13 protein-coding genes, 1 tRNA gene and 2 pseudogenes are annotated in these 23,520 nt (G+C 61.7%); 7 read left to right on the forward strand and 9 right to left on the reverse strand.

Annotated features, from left to right (window positions below; translation table 11 throughout):
* Positions 1-49 precede the first annotated feature (49 nt).
* A tRNA-Met gene (locus C5L14_RS00005) sits at positions 50-126 on the forward strand.
* Between the two features lie 144 nt (positions 127-270).
* Here the strand turns inward: C5L14_RS00005 and C5L14_RS00010 are convergent.
* Positions 271-1,110 (reverse strand): hypothetical protein, encoded by an 840-nt coding sequence (locus C5L14_RS00010; protein ID WP_245443130.1) that lies wholly within the window; start codon positions 1,108-1,110, stop codon positions 271-273.
* A 211-nt stretch (positions 1,111-1,321) separates the two neighbouring features.
* On the opposite strand from C5L14_RS00010, the gene C5L14_RS00015 reads away from it, so the two are divergent.
* The 4 genes and pseudogenes from C5L14_RS00015 to C5L14_RS00030 all read left to right on the forward strand — a co-directional run bounded on the left by C5L14_RS00015 (position 1,322) and on the right by C5L14_RS00030 (position 8,091).
* Positions 1,322-2,038 carry a carbonic anhydrase gene (locus C5L14_RS00015; RefSeq protein ID WP_105859989.1) on the forward strand — a complete coding sequence of 239 codons (717 nt, stop codon included), beginning with the start codon at positions 1,322-1,324 and terminating at the stop codon, positions 2,036-2,038.
* Between the two features lie 89 nt (positions 2,039-2,127).
* Positions 2,128-2,277, forward strand: a pseudogene (locus tag C5L14_RS00020) (aldehyde dehydrogenase family protein); the annotation flags it as partial.
* A 434-nt stretch (positions 2,278-2,711) separates the two neighbouring features.
* A complete protein-coding gene (locus tag C5L14_RS00025) occupies positions 2,712-6,296 on the forward strand; it encodes an autotransporter outer membrane beta-barrel domain-containing protein (protein WP_105859990.1) in 3,585 nt (1,194 codons plus the stop codon).
* A 763-nt stretch (positions 6,297-7,059) separates the two neighbouring features.
* Entirely contained in the window at positions 7,060-8,091 is a 1,032-nt protein-coding gene (locus C5L14_RS00030) for a hypothetical protein (protein ID WP_146126791.1), read from the forward strand.
* A gap of 112 nt (positions 8,092-8,203) precedes the next feature.
* On the opposite strand, the gene C5L14_RS00035 is transcribed toward C5L14_RS00030, so the two are convergent.
* The 5 genes from C5L14_RS00035 to bcsN are packed head-to-tail and all read right to left on the reverse strand — an operon-like array spanning position 8,204 to position 17,256.
* The gene (locus C5L14_RS00035) at positions 8,204-10,588 is read right to left on the reverse strand and encodes a cellulose synthase (protein ID WP_146126792.1); all 2,385 of its coding nucleotides are present in this window, start codon (positions 10,586-10,588) and stop codon (positions 8,204-8,206) included.
* Positions 10,589-10,599: 11 nt separating this feature from the next.
* The gene (locus tag C5L14_RS00040; RefSeq protein ID WP_245443132.1) at positions 10,600-11,694 is read right to left on the reverse strand and encodes a glycosyl hydrolase family 8; all 1,095 of its coding nucleotides are present in this window, start codon (positions 11,692-11,694) and stop codon (positions 10,600-10,602) included.
* Positions 11,691-14,195 (reverse strand): cellulose biosynthesis cyclic di-GMP-binding regulatory protein BcsB, encoded by a 2,505-nt coding sequence (locus C5L14_RS00045; RefSeq protein WP_105859993.1) that lies wholly within the window; start codon positions 14,193-14,195, stop codon positions 11,691-11,693. Before C5L14_RS00045 ends, C5L14_RS00040 begins: the two co-directional genes overlap by 4 nt.
* Positions 14,192-16,390 (reverse strand): UDP-forming cellulose synthase catalytic subunit, encoded by a 2,199-nt coding sequence (bcsA, locus tag C5L14_RS00050; RefSeq protein WP_105859994.1) that lies wholly within the window; start codon positions 16,388-16,390, stop codon positions 14,192-14,194. Before bcsA ends, C5L14_RS00045 begins: the two co-directional genes overlap by 4 nt.
* Positions 16,387-17,256: a cellulose biosynthesis protein BcsN gene (bcsN, locus tag C5L14_RS00055; RefSeq protein ID WP_181160942.1), complete on the reverse strand. Its 870-nt coding sequence runs from the start codon at positions 17,254-17,256 to the stop codon at positions 16,387-16,389. Before bcsN ends, bcsA begins: the two co-directional genes overlap by 4 nt.
* 671 nt (positions 17,257-17,927) lie before the next feature.
* Between bcsN and C5L14_RS00060 the strand changes: the two are divergent.
* Positions 17,928-18,068, forward strand: a pseudogene (locus C5L14_RS00060) (integrase core domain-containing protein); the annotation flags it as partial.
* A 135-nt stretch (positions 18,069-18,203) separates the two neighbouring features.
* On the opposite strand, the gene C5L14_RS00065 reads toward C5L14_RS00060, so the two are convergent.
* From C5L14_RS00065 to C5L14_RS00075, 3 genes are all read right to left on the reverse strand, one after another.
* Positions 18,204-19,139: a sensor domain-containing diguanylate cyclase gene (locus tag C5L14_RS00065; protein ID WP_105859996.1), complete on the reverse strand. Its 936-nt coding sequence runs from the start codon at positions 19,137-19,139 to the stop codon at positions 18,204-18,206.
* A gap of 436 nt (positions 19,140-19,575) precedes the next feature.
* Complete coding sequence (locus C5L14_RS00070) at positions 19,576-21,192, reverse strand: DHA2 family efflux MFS transporter permease subunit (RefSeq protein WP_105859997.1); 1,617 nt, start codon at positions 21,190-21,192, stop codon at positions 19,576-19,578.
* A gap of 37 nt (positions 21,193-21,229) precedes the next feature.
* On the reverse strand, positions 21,230-22,423 hold the full coding sequence (locus C5L14_RS00075) for an HlyD family secretion protein (protein ID WP_105859998.1): 1,194 nt from the start codon (positions 22,421-22,423) through the stop codon (positions 21,230-21,232).
* A 116-nt stretch (positions 22,424-22,539) separates the two neighbouring features.
* Here C5L14_RS00075 and C5L14_RS00080 point away from each other — a divergent pair, with 116 nt between their 5' ends.
* Positions 22,540-23,196, forward strand: coding sequence for a TetR/AcrR family transcriptional regulator (locus C5L14_RS00080; protein ID WP_105859999.1), 657 nt, complete (start codon positions 22,540-22,542; stop codon positions 23,194-23,196).
* The last annotated feature ends 324 nt before the right edge of the window (positions 23,197-23,520 follow it).

Raw genomic sequence — 23,520 nt, forward strand, 5'->3', positions numbered from 1 at the left:
TGCAAAGCAAACTTCTCAATAAACCATGACAAACAACTCTAATACCTGCCGCGGGGTGGAGCAGCCCGGTAGCTCGTCAGGCTCATAACCTGAAGGCCGCAGGTTCAAATCCTGCCCCCGCAACCAATTCTGTCATAAATCAATGACCGTCCTGATCTGATTGACCGGGGCGGTTCTTGCGTGTGGCGAGCTGAAGTGGCCTTGGTGCCAGCTCGTTCAAGTCTCGTCTGTTCGATCCAGTACAGCTCTAGCAGACTTGATGTTTGCTGCTCACGCAGGCGTTGCCGGTTGCTCCAGCGTCGCCGCTATCTCGCCATAGTGAAGCATTTGCCAACAAGCCCAGTTCTCGAATTCGACCAGGAGATCGTTCTCGAGATGAATGAGGCTCCCGGCTTCGATGACGAACCAATTTGCCTGCCTGGCCTCGTCCAGCAAATTGCCGACATGAGCGCGCGAAACCTGAAAGCGCGCAGCCAAAGCGCGCAGGCTGAGAGGAACGGCCTGGGGACACTCCTTGACGGTCGCGGCGTAGTGGGCACCGATGATGGCCGTCAGCAACGGATAGCCGCAATCCCGGCCAGCAAAATGCAAGACCCGCTGGAAAGGGTGGATGAGGGTGCCGTCGCCGAGGACGAAAGCTGCGGAGCGCTGAAGGAGTACGCCCAGCCTGTCGACATCCGTCAGGGCAATGGCCCAGGCTGGCCGCCAGGTCTCGATTTCATCCAAGGCCGAGACGAAGAGGCGGCCGGAGCGTCCAATTTCCTCCACCATCACGGCGGCGGGTTTGAGCGGTTTTCCTCGACCACCAGCAGGTTCGACCGTGCTTTCCAGGAAGCGGCCGGCTTTCAACGCCGCGACGAAGCCTGCTGTCTGGCGGGCGCTCGACGGAGTGACCTTCTGGAGAGCTGCCAGCGTCGGTGAAGGGCCCTGGCCTTCACGCCAAGCATAATAATTATGAATCAGGAGATAGGCAGCGACATAGCGTTCAAACTGATCGAAGAGCTTATAAATCGGCCATACGACAGGCGGCTTAGCAGTCATGCGATGGCAATAGCGAGCTACAGCCGGCTTGAACCCCGGCGCCAGACGCAAACTGGCGGCGCGGCGCATGAAGGATTCGCTCAGCCGCCGTGCAGGGCGGCGAACGGATATTGGTAAGTCCGCATGTGCTTCAAGCTTCAATATAAAGAATCCTGCAAAGTTTGGACTCGGGATTCCAGTTCTTTGCGCTCACCATCGAGGGGTATCGATCATCTCACACCGGCACAGCTAAGAACCCCACAGTTCTTTGGCGCATGCTCAATATACCAGGATGGGTTCTATGTGCGACCAACATGCAATATCCCTGACGCGCCGCAGACTCCTGGCGACCGGCCTTGCTGGCGCATTTGTTGGCGGGCTCGCCTTGCCCGCTGCAGCGCAGCAATCAGAGACACCCCCCGCTCAGAACACCATATCACCCGACGAAGCATTGAAAAGGCTGCTTGAAGGCAACGCGCGCTACGCCAGCAACTCGTCGCAGAATCGTGATTATTCGGCAGGACGAGAGGCTCGTTCCAGCGCGCAGTATCCCATTGCTGGCCTTGTGAGTTGCGCGGATGCGCGTGTTGCTCCCGAACTGGCATTCGACCAAGGCCCCGGCGATCTTTTCGTTGTGCGCGTCGCAGGTAATTTCGTCAATGACGACGGTCTGGCCAGCCTAGAATATGGTGTCAAGTTCCTGGGCATGCCGCTCATTGTGGTGTTGGGGCATTCCAATTGCGGTGCCGTGGCCGCAACCATCAAGGTGCTCAAGGACAAGGTCGCGTTGCCAGGCCATCTTCCGCAACTTGTTGGAGCCATCAAGCCGGCTATCGATCGTGCCGAAAAGGCCAAGGCCTCCGATGCCCTTGCCGAAGCAACCCTTCAGAACATACGCTACAATGTGCGTAAGCTCGAGAAAGCAGGTCCCATCATCGCCGATTTCGTTGCCAAGGGTAAAGTCAAGGTCGTGGGCGGCCTTTATGACATCGCCACCGGCAGAGTGAGCTTGGTGTGAGATATGTCTATATCGGAATGTTGCCCTGGCGTACGGCAAGGGCCGGAAGGTAACAACCGACCCGCTCGATGGACGATCTCGGCTTCAGGTTCTCAACCGCTCAACGCTGCACCGCCTCCTCCCGGCTAATTGTCACGGAGGGGATCCGTGGCAAGTTCGTGGCAGCCGTCGGCGAACGTCTCATCGTCGTGAATGACGCGCTGAGGACCGGCACACATATCGGGCCGGTCGTCGACGAGATGTAGCTCCAGCAGGATTCTATTTGTTGTTGGATACTTCGTTCTGCGACATCTTTGATGTGCCATCAAACGAATGCCAGTTTGCGTGCAGACGATTGTTCTTCGATCTGCGACACTGCCCTTTGATATAACTTTCCGGCCATTCGGACCGGCAGCGTTCGCCCTCCAGCCCATGGCATGCCGGGATTGAACAACCAAGGCCTTCTAAAAATTGCGAGTTCGTGGAGCGCCAACTCCCAATAGAAAGACACCCGCTTACACTCCAACCCTGCAGAAATTTTATGCGGAGACATGCGCAAGCCGCATAGAACTCGCGTCATTTTTTCGATAGTAATTCTTCCTGGAAGACGCGATTCACGGCGTTGGGTGACACATTGCAACGAAGAAAATGTGCCACGCTTGCATCTGTTTTGACGATCTGCTTGGCAACGACGATGCTGACCTGCATTGTTCGCCCGGCCTCGTTGAGGGCACAGAGCTGGACGGGCGCCGTCGACAATGATTGGATGAATGCGGCCAACTGGACGCCCGCCACGCTGCCGACCAGCGGCGATGCCGTCAGCATCGACACCACCACGCCCAATACTGTCATATTGGGAGTTTCAGGCGCCGAAGCGCCGGCCAATGTCGCAGATTTATCGGTCGGCTCCAGTGGCGTGGGCGCCCTTACCATCCAGGCCGCAAGCACGCTGTCTTTATCCGACCGCGGCGTGATCGCGGATGAAGCCGGCTCACAGGGAACGGTGACCGTCGCTGGGGACGGCTCGGCTCTCACCGTACAGAACGAGCTCGAGGTCGGGAATGCCGGTAAAGCCGCGCTGATCGTGCAGGGCGGCGGTTCTGTCGAAGCGGGCACTGTCGTGGTGGCGGCTCAGGCCGGCTCCACCGGGACCATCACGGTCGACGGTGAGGGTTCTACCCTGTCGGTTGGTTCCTCTTTCCTGATCGCAGGGTCCGGCGACGGCGCGCTCACGGTCGAGAATGGCGGCAAGGTCATTGCCGGTGACGATCTGACGATCGCGGGCCTCGATGGTTCTTCGGGGAGCCTCGCGGTCAATGGCGGCGGTTCGTCCCTGTCCGTCGAAGGAGGGATCGCCATCGGCACAGGAGGGAAGGGCTCGCTGACGGTCACCGCCGGCGGACAGGCCAACGCTGCCGAGGGTGTCAGCATCGGTGGGGCCACAGGGTCCGGCGTACTGACGGTGGACGGCGACGGTTCGAACTTCCACAGCGATTCATTTCTGATAGTCGGCGCCGACGGGGCGGGCAGCCTCTTGGTGACCAATGGCGGCACCATCGGCGCCGACAGCGAGATCACCATCGCCGATCATGGCGCCGGCGAGGCCACGGTGAGCAAGAACGGATCGACACTGACGACGGCCGATCTGAGTGTCGGCGTGCATGCTGTCGGGACGCTGTCCGTCAATGCCGGCGGCACAGTCCGCGCGGACGATGTCACGCTCGGCGTCGGCCAGGATGGCAGCGGTTCGGTGGCGGTGGCCGGGAAGGGGTCGTCGATCTCGACGGGAACGCTCACCATCGGCTTGGCCGGCATCGGGCAATTGATCGTCAGCGAAGCCGGAACCGCCAGAAGCGGCGGCGGTATCATTGGCGGGGCCGCAGGCGGAAGCGGTACGGTTACGGTGGATGGCGCGGGGTCGAGCTGGACCGACAGTAAGGCGGTGACGATCGGCGATGCGGGTAGCGGTATATTGACCGTGGTAAACGCAGGGCGCGTCGATACCAATGCCGGTATTCTCGGCAATACCGCGACCGGAAGCGGCACGGCGCACATCGCGGGAGAAGGCTCTGTCTGGACCAATGCCGGGGCATTGACCATCGGCAATGCCGGCACGGCTCTCTTGAACATCGATACTGGCGGAGCGCTTGTGAGTGCCGCGGCCTCCATCGGTTCGAAAGCAGGCGGTAGCGGCACCGCGGTCATCGCTGGTTCGGGTTCCTCATGGATCGCCCGCGGTGCGGTGACAATCGGGGACCAGGGCACAGGCAGGCTCGACGTCATCGATGGCAGTAGGATGGTCGCTACGGGTGGCGTTCTCGTGGCATCGCAAGTGGCCGGCAAAGGGACGCTCAACCTTGGCAGTCAGGGGGAGTTGCAAACGCTTGCCCTGACGGCCGGCAAGGGCACGGCCCAGGTCAATTTCAACGTCGGCGTCCTGAAGGCTCTCGCGAACAACGATGCTTTCATTTCGGGCTTTTCCGGAACCCAGCTCAACATCCAGGCCGGAAACCTGACGATCGACAATGCAGGATTTCGGATCGCCACTTCCAGTCCCCTCACCGGTAGCGGCGCGTTGGTCAGCCAGGGATCGGGCATGCTGATCACCAATGCCGATAACAGCTATGCCGGCGGAACGCGTGTCGCCTCGGGCATATTGGCCGTTGGCGATGCGGCCCACGCCGGTGCGGCCCTGAGCGGCGGCGGCGGCATAGAGGTTTCTGCCGGGGCAATGCTGGGCGGCTATGGTAGCGTCACCGGGACCTTGACCAATAGCGGCATCGTTGCGGTCGCCAATGCGATCGATGGTTTCGGGAACGGACATTCCGGGACCTTTACCGTCAATGGCACCCTGTTGAACAATGGCGTGGCCAAAGTGGCCGGCACCGGCGTCGGCAATGTTCTGAGCGTTGCTTCCTATGTCGGGGGCGAGGGCAGCGCCATTGTCCTCAACACCTATCTCGGCGCGGACAATTCGGCTTCGGACCTTCTGACCATAAACGGGGGCACGGCGAGCGGACATTCCATTCTTGCGATCCATAATGCCGGCGGCCAGGGCGCTGCGACCGTCGGCAACGGTATCCGCGTCGTGGCTGCCGCCGATGGCGCTACGACCGACCCGAATGCTTTCTCGCTGGCGTCGGTCGTCGCGGCCGGCGCCTATGACTACAACCTGTTCAAAGGAGGGGTCGGCTCGAGCGTCAACGACCAGGACTGGTATCTGCGCACGGTGGGACTGAGTGCGTCGGCCCAGACGGCGGTCGCCTACCCAGACATTCTGGGCAACTTTGCCGGAGCCACCCTCGCCATGCTGCAGCAACGCAACGCCAGCCGCATTCCGCCGCGATGCCCACCCGGCGGGAACCTGGGGCAGAGGCCGGAGATGGCAGGTCGGCCGGATGATTGCTGGGCCGGCCGCGTGGCAGAGCCGATATTGCAGGGCGCTGGCGCCTGGGGCCGGATAGGCGGCCAGGCCGCCTCCTATGATCCCAGACAGGGCAGCGCCTACAGGCAATGGCTGGGCTTCATGCAAGCGGGCTATGAAGGAACCGCTCTGGAGACGACCGCCGGCTTTGCCACCGTCGGTCTCTACGCCAGCATAGGCACTTCCAAAGCCACGATCGATGTGACCCGCGATCCGGTCACTGGAATGGCGCGGAGGGGCAGGATCTCGACAACCGGCTATGGTGTGGGAGCCGACGTCACCTGGCATGGCAATGACGGCCTCTACGCCGATCTCACCGGCCAATTCACCTGGTTCGAGAGCAGCCTTTCCGACAAGGTCGGAGGCCATGGCGAAGGTTGGGCGACCGCAGCTGCTCTGGAGGTGGGAAAGCGCTACAGCCTGGCGCCGGACTGGACGCTCGTCCCATGGGCACGACTGGCCTATACCGACGTGCACGTGGATGGCTTCACCGATCTCTCTGGTGCCGCTGTCCGGTTCGACCGGGCCGAGAGCCTGCATGGCCTTGGCGGTCTCCGGCTCGAAAAGCTTGCCAGCTGGCGGGACGCCGGCGGCCAGGCACATAATCTTCTGATCTACGGCACGGCGGGCCTCGACTATGCCATCCTCGATGGTACGAGACTGGATATCGGCGGCACCTTTCTCACCCAACGAAATCAACGGCTGTGGGGTGACATCGGCATAGGTGGCTATTATGCCTGGGGCGCCGCCTGGGTCCTCTATGGCGAAGCGGGCTATTCGATGGCGCTCGGCCCTCGCTCGGGCAGCGAAAACCATGTCCTCAAGGCCACTGCCGGCCTGCGCCATACCTGGTGAAGGGAGACGACAGGGAAAGCGCATGCCGGGCAAAGATGACATCGCCGTTGACTGCAGAAGAAAGGCCATAAGGATAGGGAGTGTGGCCCTTGTCGCGATGGTCGTGACGATCGTCGCTGCGGACGGTGCCGAGAAACAGCTGCCCGCGCCCGCCGCCGCAGGAGCCGTCATCCCCGCTGCGCCAGTACAAAGCCCGCCTCCCGCCAGGGCGACTGGAGAGGGGCAGGTCATCATCCCCTTGACGTCAGGTCCGGCACCTGCCGTCTCTCCAGAGACCCCGCGCTCGGCGCCATCCCAATCGGATTTGGCGATCATTCCACTGGCGCCGTCGAAGCCGGCTCCAGGCTTCACGGTCCATCAGCCGGCCAATCCGTCTGCCGCAAGCCCCGCCTCGTCAAGCTCGGCGATTATTCCCCTTGCGCCCATGGCCGCGAAGCCGTCGCCGGCTGCTCCTCCGGCAGCGCCTGTCGAGAGCAAAGCGACGACGGGCTCGACAACGGTTCGGACACTGGTTCCCGGGGATACGGCGGAAGATGGCGCGGCTGGGGATCGTCACGTCGATGAGACAGCCCTGGCTTATTTCGCGCGAAATGGCGAAACCAGCCGGTACATCAGCGAAGTGACGCGCCTGCAGTCTCTTTATCCCGGCTGGGTTCCGCCAAAGTCTCCCTCCCAGTCGCCGTCGACGACCGACGCAAGACTCGCCACCTTGTGGCAACTTTATGCCGAGGGGCGGCTTGCAGCCGTCCGAGAAGCCGTCGCCTTGCGCCAAAGGTCCGAGCCGAACTGGTCTCCCCCTCGGGACCTGATGGCCAGGGTAACGGTTGCGGATACACGCGAACGCATTCTCGCGGCCTCCAATGCCAAACGATATGCTGAGGCGGTCACCCTCGCTGCCGCCACACCCAGTCTGCTCACCTGCGGCGATGTCGAGGTTCTCTGGCGCGTGGCCGAGGCATTCGGACAAACGGATCGCCGAAGCCGGGCGTTGGATGCCTATCGTTACATTCTCACCAAGTGCAGCGATCCCGATATCCGGCTGGCAACGCTGCAGAAAGCCGCCGCTTGGCTCTCCCCCTCGGAACTCGGGCCGCTGCAAACTCTGGGAGCAGACGCAAGCACCGGCGACGGGTTCCGTTCCATCCGCGAGGCATTCGCCCGAGATGCTGTCACGGCCGCCGCCGAGGATCCGGCCAAGCCGCTCGGCGCGGCCGATCTCAAGCTCTTCCAGGCCATGGCCGAGGCCAATGGCGCGGCTGCCGACGCCTTGCTGATGGGAAATTTCTTCCTGCACCGCGACAACTTTGTGCAGGCCGAGCACTGGTATCGTCTCGCCTTCGCGCGGAACGCCTCCGCCTCTTCGGCAAATGCGCTGGCTGTCGCCCTCCTTGCGCTCAAACGGCCGGCAGAGGCGGAGACCCTTCTCTCTCCCTGGCAGAAGAACGACGACGAGGCGCGCAGGACTTACCTGCGGATCACGGCCGATCTCCTGTCGGCCAGGCCTCCGGCTTCTCTCTCACCGGGTGCCCTGTCGCGCATGGCGGCAGCCGTAGCCGCCAAGCGTGACGTCTCGCTGGCTCAGGAATTCGGCTGGTACGCCCACAGTTTCAAGCAGGACGTGACGGCGCTTCGGTGGTTCGCGACGGCCCTCAGCTGGCGCCCCGATGATGAAACCTCGGCCTATGGTTTCGCCGTGGTGAGCAGATCCATGGGGCGGCGTGATGCCCTCAATGATGTGGTCAAGGCGTGGGGCAGCCGTTCGCCTCGCATCCGGGCGCTGGCGCAGCTGCGCTGAGTCTCTCTCCCGCTGCGAGATTGCCGCGATCAACTGAACATCAACTGTGGGGGTTGTTCGCGCCGGTATCTCTCCGTTTCCGATCTGCCACGGAACCCATAGGCATCGCTTCTCAAAAGCGGCTATGGGTGGCCTCCTTGACGGCCTCGATGGCCCCCGCTGCCTCGGAGTTGCCAGTCGCGGCTACCGCTTCGAACACGCGGCGCGCCTCGGCGAAGCGCTGCAGGTGGAAATAGGACCAGCCTCGCAACATCAGGAGATCGGTCTGTTCCGGCGCAAGGCTGGCGCGCGTGTCCAGTGCCATCAGGGCCTGGGCATAGCGTCCCCCCTGATAGTCCTTGAGGATGCGCTGTGTGAGAATGGACAGATTGAGCTCCCTGGCCCTACCGGTCGGCTGAGAGGCCTGGGTGGAGGCCGCGGCCGCCTGGGATGTCAGGCCCAGCCTGAGATAGGCCAGAGACAGGCCGTAGGCGGCATCCTGCCTCTGCTGGGCCGATCCGGCTGACAAGGCCGCCTGAAAGACGACGACCGCCTCGGACGGCCGATCGAGCTTCATCAGGCACCATCCGCCGGCAACCCCTCCAGGACAACTTCCTCGTCCTGCAGACGTAGCGGCCGGCGTGGCCGCGGTCTGGCGCGGGCGTGTTGGTGCGCGCCTGGCGGGCCTCTCGGTCACCATCGGCTGGTCGGCGATCGATTGCCCCTGATCAGCTTGAGGCACAGGCATAAAGACCTGCGGCTGGGAGGCCGGCATCGCCTGCGGCACTTGTCCCGGTAGCATCGCGGCGACCGGCGCCGACCCTCCCGAAACGGGCTGCTGGGGCGCAGGCCCAGATAGAACCGGCGCTTGCGGGAATTGCGATGGCTGGGAAGGTTGCTGCATCCCAACCGTCCAGGGAGCCTGGGTCGCCGGACCGGTCTGCGGGTTCGTTCGCGCCAACTCACGGGCGAGTGCCGGATCGAGGAGAGCGCGAATGCGCAGCGAGCGTTGACCCCAGGCATTGACCACGCTTCGGACCATGTCGCGCCGGTTCATGCCGAGATTGGCAATGGCGAGGCCGTAGGCGGAAGGTTCATCGTCGGGCTTCCAGCTCAAGGCGGCCGCGAACCAGCGGGCGGCCGTCTCCTCCTGGCGATAGTAATGGGCAAACCAGCCGAGTTGCTGCGCGGCGGCGGGATCACGTTGCGCCGCCACGGCTGCCACAACGCGGGCGAGGACCTCCGCGGTCAGTGCCGGCGGCGGCTGCTGGGCCAGCAGATTGGCGATCGCCGCCATATAGCTCTTGCGGGCCCCGTCATTGGCATCGTGCCAGGGAGCCAGAATGGCTTCCGCCTCCGCCGCCCGCTTGAGATCGATCAAGGCCAGGGCAAGGCCCTCCGCGGCAGCCGCCGTATTCTGCCGTTCGAAAGCCCGGCGATACCACTGCTCGGCCTGCGTGGAATCGCCATGCCCGCGAAAATAACCGCCCAACAGCAGCGCATCCCCCGGCGACTTGTCGGTCCTGGCGATGTCGCCGAGTAATCGTAAGTCGGACGGATCGACCACCAGCTTGGGATCTGCGCCTCCGGCCGCAACCGCGTTGCGCGCCAGCCCTTCGCGGATCGAGCGGAACTCGTCTCCATCGGTTCCGGAACGGCCGAGAGCCAGCAAAGGCTCGATATCCGAGCGAGGCAGCAATGTCATTGCTTTTTGCATGGTCGAGAGACGATCATGCGGATCGGTACAGGAGGTAAGGATATAGCGGTAAGCATCCTGGGCCCGCATCTTGCGATCGGTCTGTGCAAAGGCTTCGGCCAAGCGCCAGAGAACATCGACATCGCCGCAGGTGAGCAGGCTGGGCGTCATCGTCGCCAGCTCGATTACGGTCATATATTGCTTGGCGTTCGATGCGTTCACGAGGCGCTCGCGCGTTTCCGCCACCGCAAGACGGTCGAGCAGGTCCTTGGGCGGGATCCAATCGCGTTCCCTGCCCTGGCGGGCAACGATGGCAGCGCGCGCAGCGGCGAACTGCCCTTGCGAATAGAGTTGCCACAAGGAGTCGAGCTGGGGGTCGGAGACCGGCGGCGCCTTGAGCGGATCGTCGGGCGGCACCCAATCTGGATAGAGCGAGCGCAAGCGCGCGATTTCGGTGTTCAGGCGCCGAGTATCGCCCTGGCGCGCAAAATAGCGCAGCGCCGTTTCATCGACCGCCGGTTTGGCGGTTTGTTCCGCCACCGCCGGCGGAGGTGCCGCTTCGGCTGGCGCGGGGGAGGGCTGCAGCGGGGCCGCCGGCTGGGGCGCCGCCGATGGTGCCGGAGGGGGAGCAGGGGGAGGCTCGTCGCTTCTTGGCGTCAGGATCTCGGCGGCCTGGGCGCTTCCGGGCCTTATGACAGGGGCTGACGGCGCCGCCTCTTGCTGGCGCCAGGAAGATGATTGGGCGTCCGGCTTGGGCCATGGACCGGTGATCTGCCAGGCAACCAAGGCCAGCAGCACCAATCCTGGTATGACGATACGCAAGCCGAACGGTCTCACAGGCACTCCGGGTAATGTTGCGCAACGGCCGAAAGGGCCAGCAGATAGAGGGTGGCGGGGTAGTACACTTCCAGCTTCGGCGATCGCAGTTCGGTGGGAACCGGCTTGTGGTCGAGAGCGCATTGCAGCACGGCCCCGATCATCCGATAACCTGGATCGTCCATGGCGCCGATCTGCTTGTCGCCCGCGAGATCGAAGATGGGCGGTGCCGCGGTGCCATTTCCCCAGGCCTTGGCGAACGGCTTGAGCAACGCCTGGTCATTGTTGCCCGCGCGCAGGAGATAAAGCGGGATCCGCACGGCATCATAGCTGAAGCGAGGCTCGAAGCCCGTCGCCAGGGCCGGCTTGGCTGATTTCAGGGATATCCAGTCGGCAGGAAGTTCGGCACTGCCGAAGCGGGCATCCCGTATCAGTCCTTCGCCGCTCGCGGCCAGCGCCTTCCAGTCTGTATTGGGCGCCAGGCGCGCCAATACCGGCAGAGCCTCGAAGATCCAGTAGGACAGATTGAGCACCGGTCCATCGGGCCTGTCCTGCGGGCCGAAACCCTTGACGCCTGGCATGAGGACGGTGTGCGCGCCAACCCGGCGCACAAGCCGCTGTCCGATCGCTTCCGCCATGTTGCGGGAGGTTTCGGTCCAGGATGACACCTCCCACAGATTGCCGCCCAGGGCGAGTGCATAGGCAATGAGGATGTCGCCGTCGGCCGCGTTGTTGACGTCGGTGACATGCGGCTTGCTGTCGGGGTCCCAGCGCCATACCGCCAGCCCATCGTCGCGCAGCAGCATTTCATTATGGGTAAAAGTCCAGATGCGCGTGAAAGTCGCGCGATCGAGTGCCAGCACCGAGAGCAGGAGACCGTAGCCCTGCCCCTCGCTATGGCTGATACTTTTGTTGGCCGTATCAATGACGCGGCCGTCCAGCGTCACGAAGCGGTCGCGCCAGGACTGCCATTGCTCTGTCGAAAGAGTGCCGGGCTTGGCCGGCTGCCCAAACGAGGCCGCCCCGCCCTGGCTGGCCGTCAGCATGAATGTCGCGATCATTGCGATGGTAACCAGCAGACGAACGGAGCCGAACATGCGGCGCTCGATCATTGAGAGATTCTCCGGCCTATGCGGGATAAGAGCAAAGCTGTCGCGAGGCCGAGCAGGAGGCAAGCCGCAAAAAGCAGGAATGCAAATGCCAGGAGGTTCTCCGAGAGCCAGTTCGCGGCGATCAGACGCAGATTGGTGAAGGAGAGAGGTTGGGTGGCGGTGAGAGAGGAGGTGGTAACAGGCTGGATCTGCACTTCGGCAAGGCGGGTATTGTAGGTCGCCAAGCGTCCGGAAAGCTGAAACCATTGCGGGCTGGACGTAAGGGTATTGGCACCGGCACGCAGTTCCCTGGTGCTTGGTGCCGTCAGCAGCGTCCAGGTCTTGTTGCCGCTTGGGCTCGGGCCTTGTGCGATCATGGCCGAGGTATCTCGCGAAGGATGAAAGGCCACGTCGCGGCTAGGCAGGAAGCGAAGGGTCTGGCTGGATACCTGGAAGGTCCGCTGGAGCCAATCCTGAAAGGAACTCACATTGCCTCGCCAGCCACCACCTTCTGCTTTCAGTGTGTCGCGCCAGCGATCGAAGGTTTCCTGGGTATCAGCGGGTTCAGTTGCGGCCACGGGCAGCGTCGCAAGCGTCGGGCCCGGCGGATTTCCAGCAGCGGCCGAAGGGAGGATGGGTTCATCGTTGTGGGGTTTCCAGCCAGTGCGCAGCTGTTCATCGAGATTGAGTTGCGCTGGCACCTGCTCGGGAATATCCGGAGCCGGCGCAACGAAGAGGGCATGGCGGTCGTCGAGAGAGGGCGCATTGGGGTCGATGTTGATTAAGCGCCCCGCGGCTAAAGCCATGCGCGCCAGAAGCGTCGCGGTTGCCGACATCACCGGGCTGTCATATCTGCTGACCACCAGCGCCACCGGATCGACGGCACCATTATAGGGAAAAGCAGTGCCCTGCAGCGCTGCTAGGTTCGGCTGCTGGGCGATGCGCGCATAGTCCGGCATCACGAATTCACTGCTATCGAACAGGGCGAAACGATTATTGCCTTTGGTCGGTCCCGCCGCACATTGCGAGTCCATCGTCGTGAAGAGCTGTGCCTCGAAGGTGACGCGGTTCGGCCCCGGACGAAAATGCGTCATGGGAATGCGGATCGGCAGATGTCGCAGGATTTCACCACCGCTGGTTCGCAGAGGCGTGGTGGCGGCTATGTTTCCGTTGACATAGATATCAAGATGGCTGCCAGGCAGCACCTCGCCGCTGTAAGCGGCATCCAGCAGTAGCGTCGCCTCGCCTGCGGAAACCGAGTAGAAGTCAGAAGGCAAGCCGATCTGGAATTCGGTCCTGAAGCGGCGGCCGGCGAACTCCTGGGTGGGAACGCCGAGACTGGCAAACCTGACATGGCTTTCCCGCAGCAGGAGCGGCGGATTTGGAGCGAACCACCGACTCGTATCGAGCATGTCACGGATGTTTCCTCGCGGGCGGTCGACCAACGCGCCGACCGCGTCGACGGCCTTGGAGACGGAAGCGGCATCGGGCCCCGACACCAACAGTGTCGACGGGCCGAGCGCTGGATCGTCTACGAATGTCACGATGGGGCGGGAATCGGCGTCCCTCGGCACGGTGCGCAGCAACGGCCGTACCTCCTCCACGGTGCCGATCACGGCCGTCACGGTTCCAGGCTCGATCGAATCTCCCGTGCGATCGGTAACCAGAACATCCAGGTTGGGCATGCCGATGAGAATGGAAGCAGCCTGAGCGAAGCGCAGGATCGGGTTAGCGGACGCCTTGGCGCCGAGGGATGGCGCGATGATGCGCAAATGCGTCAGGCCGTTGGCATCGGGAGCCGTGGCGGCAAGATCCTCCACGCGCGACAATCGCGCCGCTGCCGAGGAGGCGAAATGAAAGGCTGTGGCCACACTGTCGATTTCGGTGCGTAACTCGTAGGTGGAGTTGATAGTGCAATCCGTACGGTGACGCTGGACCACCTGGAGCCGGACGAGATTTGGCCCGGCCTTCAGAAGATTGGCAGGCAGTTCGGCGGAAAGCTTGCCCGTCTGGTCGGAAGCCGTGATCGGCGAATCGAAAACCGTCTGATTGTTGATGGACAGGATGAGGCGGGATGCTTCAGGCGCCACCACGACGGAGGCCTTATAGCCCAAGGTCAGCGTGGTCGGGCTCGCGACTTGATTCTTGGTCAGAACGACATACCAGGCCCGGCTGTCGACTTCCCCTTCGAGGACGAGATGCCGAAAAGGCATCAGAGGCCGGTCGAAGGTTTCGGCCTGAGCCGCTTCGACTTTGGGCAGTGCCGATGGGGGAGCAATCACCTGCGGCGAGGGCGGGGGTGTCGGATCGACAGCCGGTGGCGGGGCAGCGGGCTGGGGCGCCGGATTGGCAGTCGGTGTCGGGGGAACCGGGCTGGGCAATGATGGCGACAAGGCGGGCGCCGGCGCGTTGCTCCTCTCGGGCGCCATGTCGAAGGGAGATGCCGATTGATCAGCCCGGGCATGGGACAGGCCTGCCAGCGGCAGCGCCATTGCGACCAGGATGAAGATCAGGCCTCTCACGTTGGCTCTCCCGCCCTTTGTTGCGGCACCGGGGAATCGGCCCTGGCCGGTACGGAAGCACGATAGAGATAGATCAGGCCGCGCACCGTTTGCTTGAGGGCCAGCGCGTAGAACCAGATGGTGCCGCGTAAGATGCCTGGATTGTAGCGACGGGCGGCCTGGAAGGCCGTCCAGCGGTCGGACGTTGCATAGAGGAGATCGGCTACGAGGCGGAAATGGATCGGGTCCGACGTCTGGAAGCGCACTCCTATCGTCGTGCTTCCGGCGCCGGCACTAACCCTTCGAACGACCACCGGCAATTCCGGCCTCCCGTCCAATCGCGACAATGGGGTAAAGCGGATCCGCAACAGGCTCTCGCGCTCGAGACCCTTGACGGCTCCGACGATGCTGATGCCTGCACCGTTGGTGGAGACATTCTCGATCATCGCCGGAATGACAGTATCGCCGAGTATCAACTCACAACGCCGGTCCGCCCTCACGCGCTGGCTCGACTGGCGCTCGCCACGCTCCGAGACCACGCCGAGCGCGCAGCCGGCCAGCAGAACGTTCAGCAGGTTCCACATGCCGACCACCAAGGTGACATCCGCCTTGTAGGGCTGTTCGATCAGGCGGAAGACCGTCATGCCCATGCCGGCGATCAGCACGCAGAAAAAGGCGAAGAGCGGCCAGGCTATTTCAGAAAGCCTGCTTTCCTGGACGGAGTCGTCCTTGGCCGTCACCCGGAAGGTCGGTTTGGTCGGATGCATGATGACCGATGCCAGCGCTGGCAGCAGATAGAGCGTCTGGGCGTATTCGTAGAGTTCCGAAATCCAGGGCCAACGATACGAACCATAAAGATAGTTCTGCATCATCAGGTTCACCAGCATGTAGGAGAGCGTATAAGACAGAAACTCCTGGCCGGAGGCGACGAAGATCTCAAGATTGAAGAACAGGTAAAAAAGCGGGGCGACGAGAAAGACGAGGCGCGCCAGGGGAAAGAACCAGAATAGAATACTCGACATATAGCAAAGGCGCTGGGAGATCTTGAGGCCGCGCTTCATGAAAGGACGTTGGAACAGCAATATCTGCACCATGCCTTGGGCCCAACGCGAACGCTGGCCGATGAAGCTGGCAAATGTCGCCGGCTGCAGGCCTGCGATCAGAGGCTTGTCGACATAGATGCTGTGCCAGCCTCGCGCGTGCAGTTCCATGGCCGTTTCGCAGTCCTCCGTGATGCTGCGGCCCTTGAAACCCTCGGTCGCCTCGAGAGCGGAGCGGCGAAGAGCCGCTGCTGAGCCGCAGAAGAACGAGGAATTCCACTTGTCGAGCCCGCGCTGGATGATGCCGTAGAACATCTCGTTCTCGGACGGCATCTTCTGGAACGTGCGCAGATTGCGTTCGATCGGATCCGGGTTCAGGAAGAAGTGCGGCGTCTGCACCATGAACAGGCTCGGATCATCCCGGAAGAAGCCGACGGTGCTATGCAGGAAGTCCCTGGCCGGAGCGTGATCGGCGTCGAAGACGACCACGATATCGCTGGAGGAGTGGGCGAGGCCGTTGTTGAGGTTGCCGGCCTTGGCATGCTCGTTGCGGGCACGGGTGAGATAGTTGGCACCCAATTCCTCGCATAGGCGTTTCAGCTGCGCATGACGCTGCTGGGCCTCCATTGCCGCCTGGAGATCTTTCGAGTTGCGTTTTTGCTCCGTGCCGCCGTCATCGAGGAGATAGACATGCAGTTTGTCGGGCGGATAATCCATGCCCAATGCTGCCGCGAGCGTTCCCGCCAGAAGTTCGGCCCCTTCATTGTAGCTGGGAATGAAGACATCCACGCTCGGCAGTTCATCGTCGCGCAGGCGCGGCGCCACCCGTGACGGAAGCGGCGTGGCGACAACGAAGAGCGACAGCGCCAGCATCGCGACACAGTACATTTCAGCCAGATAGACAATCAGCCCGACAATGAAATTCTCGGGCTGGTTTATCGGCGGCAGCGTGCTGGTGGTGCGCCAGTAGACGTAGCGCAGCACGATCGATGTTCCCAGGGCAAGCGCGATCAGGCGCCAGACGCCGGTCGGCTTGACCGCCTTGAGGAGCGCCATCGCGATCACCACGGTGGTGCCCGCGATGAGATGGGTCTGCTGGCTGATCGGCAAGGTTACCAGCACCAGCACGAAAAGAGAGGTGAGCAACCAGAACAAGACGACGAGAGCTTTTGTCATGGCTGTGTCCCCTGGGGAGGAGCCGGGATCACGGGTGGCGGCGGCACGGCGGCGGAACCGGCGCCCGCTTGCACGGCGGGAGGGGGAGGAATGGCAACGCCGGTGGCAGCCGGGGCCATGACAGGTGGTGGGGAGGCGAACACCCCGGCGCGCACAGGTGCTCGCTTACGGCGAGGGACCGCCGCGGCGGGAGCCGCCGGCGGAGGCGCTGCCGACAGAGGCGAGGGCCCGATCGGTGCGCCGGCGGCTCCGATATCCGGGGACAGGGGGCGTGGCGCCTGTGACCAACTTCCGCTCGACAGCGATGCGTTGACATTGAGGCCCATCATGGCGGCGACGAGGTTGGTCTCGGTCGCATTGGGACGACACAGGCGAAGACGGATGGAGACGGTGGCGCGCCGGTTGAACAGGGACACGTCGAGATCCGGGGTTGCGATGCGCTGCCAGGCGTAGATGCACAATTCACCGCGGGCGGCCCGGCCGAGCGCATAGCCGAAAGGTCCATACTGGTTCTGGACATAGGTCAGCGAACGGCGCATGGGCACTCCCGGCAGAGCCGTCTGGGCCTCGCCGGCAAGTTGTTCTTCATTGAGCGGTCGGTCCGCTAGCCTGTCCTCCACACCGGCAATCGAATTGCTGATGCCTAGAACATCGACCCGCAATTCGTTTTGTCCCGGCGCGGCTCCATCGGTGGCGAGCGCGATGGCCTGGCGCGTCGCATTGGCATAGGTCGTCTGGACGATCGATATTACCGGCGGCGCCCCCGGCCCCAGGGAGGCGAAGGCCGCCTCGGGCGGCACGACCGTGACCGAACTGGTATCGGAGACCACGGAGCGCGGCGTACTGCAGCCCCACAGAAGAGGCACTATGCTTGTGCAGAATATGATTGTGAAACGGCGAGAGATTTGTCGATTTCTTCTCCCTGACGAGTCACGTTGAACTGCCAAAGGATAACCTCCCACCCGGCGAGACAAACCCCTTGGATTCGCAAGGTGCTCCATGAACAAGCCATTTCACGCAATCAAACAATCAATATCGCAATGAATAACCATCAAAGCGTTTGCGTCAATATCTCCGCCAAAACATGGGATTACCTTAAGGTATATTACTCAAGGAATCGAACATTATTCCCAAACGTGACGTTCAACAATAAGCCATATTTCTAATATTATATGAATATATATTCCCGAAAAAATAAGTATATTTGTTATTTAAATTAAGTAGTCTTCGGATTTTTTGGAAGATCGACTAGAATTATAAACATATCATAAAAATTTCATGTATTTGATATTAAAATCATTATACAAAAGCATTGAAGTAAAAAATTTATGCAATATTAAATGAGTGAAAAACTGATAAATGGCGTTCAATGCATGAAAAACGCTTTGCGCCGCAATAGAATGGCGAGGTCGTGCTGAGTGCGATACACATCGCTATAAGTTAACAGGATATTGGAGCATGTGCACCTGATGGTGTATCTCTCGAATCGTTTTACGTCAGTGTTCGCCCGAAACGATCGTGGGCCAGCTATCCAGGCGAACATCGCCTGACCAAGCCCAACCATCCCTGGACCAATGGGCAGGTCGAACGCACGAACTGGACCATCAAGGAAGCGACCGTTCAGCGCTACCACTATGATCGCCACGAACAGCTCGAAAGCCATCTCTCCGACTTCGTGGCCTCAAATGCCGGGACTAAACACCTGGCGCACCTCCTTTCGGTTCATCAAGGTCGACCAGCTTGCCAGCCCCACACGCGGAAAGCCTGCCAAGCCGCTGCGCGACCGCGACGGTCCGTAAAACCAAGCCTGAACCTAGCCGTTCGCAGATAGATCCTCCTCACCACCGGCCGAAAGCACGATGCAATTACGACCAAGCATTTTGGCCTGGTAGAGCGCCTTGTCTGCACGGGCATATAGGCTGAGGGCAATGTCCTCCGAAGCTGCTTCGGTCACGCCGGCCGAGAATGTGATTCTGAGGTCCCGATGATCCTTTAAGGGCTGGGACACCCGAACGCGTGCGAGCATGCGTTCCAGTATGAGGACCGCCTCGTTTCCATCGGTCCGCGGCATAACAAGGACGAATTCCTCACCACCAACCCGCCCAAAACAATCTACACGTCTCAAGCCGGAACTGATCGTGCTTGCGAGAGCTCGGAGAATCTGGTCGCCTGCTGGATGACCGTACCGGTCGTTGATGGTTTTGAAATTATCGATGTCGAGGATTGCCAAGCAGCCGACCGGGCCCCCGGTTGCACCTTGCCGTCGGAGCATATCCTCGATACGGGCCATCACAAACCGCCGGTTTGCAACGCCGGTCAACTCATCAGTATAGGCGACCTTCACCGCGCTATCGCGGTCTTGCCGAAGGTCCCGAGTATGCGCATGCAAGGCAGTGATGTCGCTTGCCACGCAAAGCATCCAGCCGTCATCAAGAACGCTTTCCTTCATCCATAGCCATCGACCGTCCACGAGATCGGTTTCATAGGCCCGAAACGCAATCTTTCCCCGTCGCGACTGGGTCGATATCAGCCATTCATCGAAATTGCCGATCCGCAAGACCGTGCCTCGTCCCGCCTCGAAATTGCGACGCATGATCTCCGGCCAGGTCGGCTCCTCATGCTCCTCGATAAAAAAGGCCGAACGAAAGGCGGCATTCGCATACCGGAGACGGTCGAATTGATCGTAAAGCGCTATGAATATCGCCGACTGGTCAAACCCGGCTACCAGCCTGCTAAGGACCTCATTCATGAGGGGCACTTTAGCCTTGTTTTTCCAATCCACGCAAACTACTGGCGAGCATGTCGCCCTCAGTTCCGCAACTTTGCTGAGACCTCCGACGGCGTGGATGCGATCCCGGCAAAGTCTTTCACTCCACAGCCCGGCCAGGAGGGATTTGTACCGACCAGTGTGAAAACATGGGTAAAAACACACCGTGACGAGTTCAAAAAGGCCCGGTCATTTTTCGAGATCAGAGCGACTCGCTCCAATTAACTGCAACCGGCGGCATGAAGTGATCGCATGCGCAACGGGAGGACACGCTCACGGCCACTGCCACTGGAGCGCCTTTGGCGCGGCGGTGGCCGCGACGGAGTCGGTGCTATCTGATATAACATGGCGAATGCATTCTGCCGAAGACTTGGCCGAACGCGACACGATTTGCCCGAGACGTTGGATCTAAGTGCTTTCAATGGGCTCCGCCACCGGCACTACCGGATGGGATCCTGCGGGTGAACAATACGGCGACTGCCGCGAGCGCCAGCACGGTCCCGATCACGGCGAACGTGTCGCCGAAGCCCAGGATGAGTGCTTGACGATGGACGGTTGCACCGATCACACCGATGGCCTTGTGCTGGGCAAGGATCGCATCGGTTACGCCATGCGCCATGAAATACTGGGTCAGGTGATCGATCCGATCACGCACCTCATCGCGCACGAGCGTGACCGATTGCCCGATGATATTGGAGTGAAACTGCTCGCGCTTGGTGAGCACCGTTCCCAGCGTAGCCGTGCCGACGGCACCGCCCAGATTGCGCAGCATATTGGACAGGCCCGAGGCGGCACCGGCATCACTTGGTGCGATTCCCGCTGTGGTGATCACGCTGATCGGCGTCAGCACCAGCGCTTGACCGATGGCGCGCACGATGTTGGGCAGGAAGAACTGGTCGCCGGCATTGTCCGGCGACAGGTTGACATTCATGAAAGCGCTTGCCGCGAAAATGCTGATCCCGACGAAAGCGATGAAGCGCACGTCGAAATGTTTCAGCAGCAACGGCACGAATGGAATGATGAGGAGCTGCGGCAGGCCGGTCCAGGCCAGCACCAGGCCGATCTGCTCGGCATTGTAGCGCTGCACCTGGCCCAGATATTGCGGCAGGATGTAGACGGTACCGAACAGCGCTACCCCGACCAGCACGTTGACCACGATGCCGATGCCGAAATTGCGCTGCGCGAGCAGGCGCAACTGGACCAGAGGCTTCTTGACTGTCAGTTCGATGATGATGAAGGCGCTCAGGAACAATGCCGCTGTCAAGGCGAGCTTGACGATGAAGGACGACTGAAACCAATCATCCTTGTTGCCCTCTTCGAGCACGGTCTGCAGCGCTGCAAGCCCGATCGCCATGGTGACGATGCCGGCCCAGTCGCCCTCCTTGAGGAGCGAGAGCTGCATCGGCTTCTTTTCCAGCGTGAAGTAGAGCGCGGCGAACATGATCAGGCTCGGCGGCGCGTTGACGAAGAAGATGGTCTGCCAGCCATAATTCTCGGTGAGATAGCCACCGATGGTCGGGCCGATCGCGGGCGCGAAGGTAACCGACAGGGCGAACATGGCAAGGCCGATCGGCTGCTGGCCCTTGGGCAGGCGGGTCAGGACCATGGTGAAGGCCATCGGGATCAGCACGCCGCCGGCGAAACCCTGCAGGCCACGCAATACGATCATGGTGCCGAGATCGTGGGCGAAGGCGCAGGCGGCCGAGAACAGGGCGAATAGCGCCACGTTGGTCAGCATGTAGCGCCGAAACGAAAACACACGGCTGAGATAGTCGGTGAGGGGAATGACTACGATCTCGCCGATCAGATAGGAGGTCGAGATCCAGGCCCCATTGTCGACGCCAGTGCCGATGCCGCCCTCAATGTTGAGCAGCGAAGCGTTGGTGATCTGGATGTTGAGGATCGCCATGAAGGCGCCGATCATGGCAGCAAGCACAGCGATCCAGGCCGTTGTGCTGGCCTTGTCGGCGGGCTTGGCGGCGATAGAGGTGGGAATGGAAGAACCGAGCCGAACGGTCTGGGCCGATGATGACATCGCAGCCTCCTGCCATGGCTTTCTTGTGAAGAGGATCTCAGTTGGTGGCGGTAGCAGTTGCCGAGGCGATCCGCGTCGTCGAGGCCCTGGTGTCGATCGAGGGATAGACCGACATGCCGGGGCGAAGCACGACCGATGGCGCACTGGCTTCGTCCAGCACGATCTTTACCGGAATGCGCTGCACCACCTTGGTGAAATTGCCGGTGGCATTGTCCGGCGGTAGCAAGGCAAACTCCTGGCCGCTCGCAGGCGAAAGGCTGTCGACATGGCCCTTGAAGATCTGCCCGGGGAAGGTATCGACTTCAACTTCGACCGGCTGCCCCGCCTTGACGTCGGTGAGCTGCGTTTCCTTGTAATTGGCGACGATGTAGGCCTCATGGCTGGGAACCACCGCCATCAACTGCGTACCGGCCTGGACATATTGGCCGACCCGCAAAGTGCGATTGCCGACGACACCGTCGATGGGAGCGAGGAGATTGGTATAGGAGAGGTTCAGTTCGGCCTGATGCTGCGTGGCTTCGGCCCCGGCCAGCGCGGCTTCAGCTTGGGTCAGTTCGGCCCGGTTCACATCAAGCTGCTTGGTTGCCCTGGCGAGCACGGCGGTGTCGCGCGTGACCGCGGCACGGGCGGCAGCAATGCGAGAGGCGGCCTGCTGGGCATTCTGGACGCTGCCGAAACCCTTCTGGGCGAGCTCGGTATAGCGCTTGTCTTCCTGCTCGGCGAAAGTCTGGTTGGCGAGGTCGACCGTGACCGTTGCCTGAGCCGCGTCGATCTCGGCCTGTTCGGCCACCAGCGCCGCCTGTTTGTCGGCGATGGTCGCCTTGGCGGCCGCAACCTGCGCCTTGGCTTGTTCGAGTGCGACCCTGAAGTCGCGGTCATCGATGCGAGCCAGCACTTCGCCTGCCTTCACCGGTTGGTTGTCGTTCACCAGCACCGCTGCGATATAGCCCGACACCTTGGGCGCGATCGTGGTGCTGTCGGCCTTGACATAAGCATCGTCGGTGGTGACCAGAAAGCGCCCCACGGTCCAATAGTCCCAGCCATAATGGCCGGCACCCGCCATGGCGGCGAGGGCGACGCCTGCCAGTAACAGCCAGCGCATCGGGCGCATTTTTCTTGTCGGCTTGGGTGCGACGGGAAGGGACGGCTCATTCGCCAGCTCTATGCCAGGAATAGCCTCAGTCACGGGGACGGTCTTCTCATCGGTGACGATGACTTCATGCTTGCTCATGATCGGATCCTTTCCTGCTGGAGCCGCCGGAATGAGCTTGCTCTCATTTAGGAAAATTGGTATTTTCCCAAATACTCCCAGCCGTCGGTGCTGTCAATAGAATTTGGAAAATGACCATGGTCCTTAATGATAAAACGCCAAAGCGTCTGCGCGGACGGCCGCAAATCCGGCCGGATGCCGAGACAAGGCAGTTGATCGTCGCGGCGGCACGCCACGAGTTCCATGGTCGCGGCTATGCTGGTGCCAGCATGGGGCGGGTTGCCGAACGGGCTGGGGTCTCTACCAAGACCATGTACCGGCTCATCCCGACCAAGGCCGATCTGTTCCGCAGTGTCGTCGCGGACCGGATCTCGCGCTTTTATCTGGAGCTGGACGAAAAGCGGCTTGAAGAGTTGCCGATTGAGGAGGCGCTTGAACGTATTCTCATCGGCTATGGTACCTTGAGCTTCGACGAGGAGGCGGTCTCAAGCCTTCACCTCGTCATTGCCGAATGCGACCGTTTTCCCGAGATTGGCACCGCCTTCTATGAGCTGGCTTTGCGCCCCACCAGCCAGACTATGGCGGCCTGGCTCGAGCGCCGGCAAAAGCTTGGAGAAATCGAGGCGGGCGATGCGATGGTTGCCGTCGGCGTGCTCCGGGGAATGATGACCATGGAGCCGCAGCGCGCCATCATGCTCGGCCTGCGCCCGCCGCCGGATCTCGAGGAGATCACGATACGGGCGCGCTACTGCGCGCGGCTTTTCCTGAGTGGATGCCGGACGAAGCAAGGATAGGGCGATCAGGTCCAAACTCGGTAAGGCCGACAGCATATTGGTCGGGTGTCGGGGTGGTCATCTGGTGCGGATGAATCGCGGACATAGGGAGTTCCTCCGCGTCTGGCGACACAGAGCCGACAGCGAGACGGGGTCATTTCTCGAAATAAATGCTGCTGCACAAAATGCTCGCATCCAAGCGCGGCCCTCCTGGCGAGAGCAGGTTTGCTGGCGGCGCAATGCGCGACACCCTACAGGCCCCGTTTGATGGCTCCGGAGCTTGGACGCAACCGTCGATCAGCAACACGGCCGCGCCAATTGTTCTGCTGTCGTCCTCCCGCGTGC

Origin of the sequence: Labrys okinawensis (assembly GCF_002982075.1) — a bacterium.
Taxonomy (GTDB): Bacteria; Pseudomonadota; Alphaproteobacteria; order Rhizobiales; family Labraceae; genus Labrys; species Labrys okinawensis_A.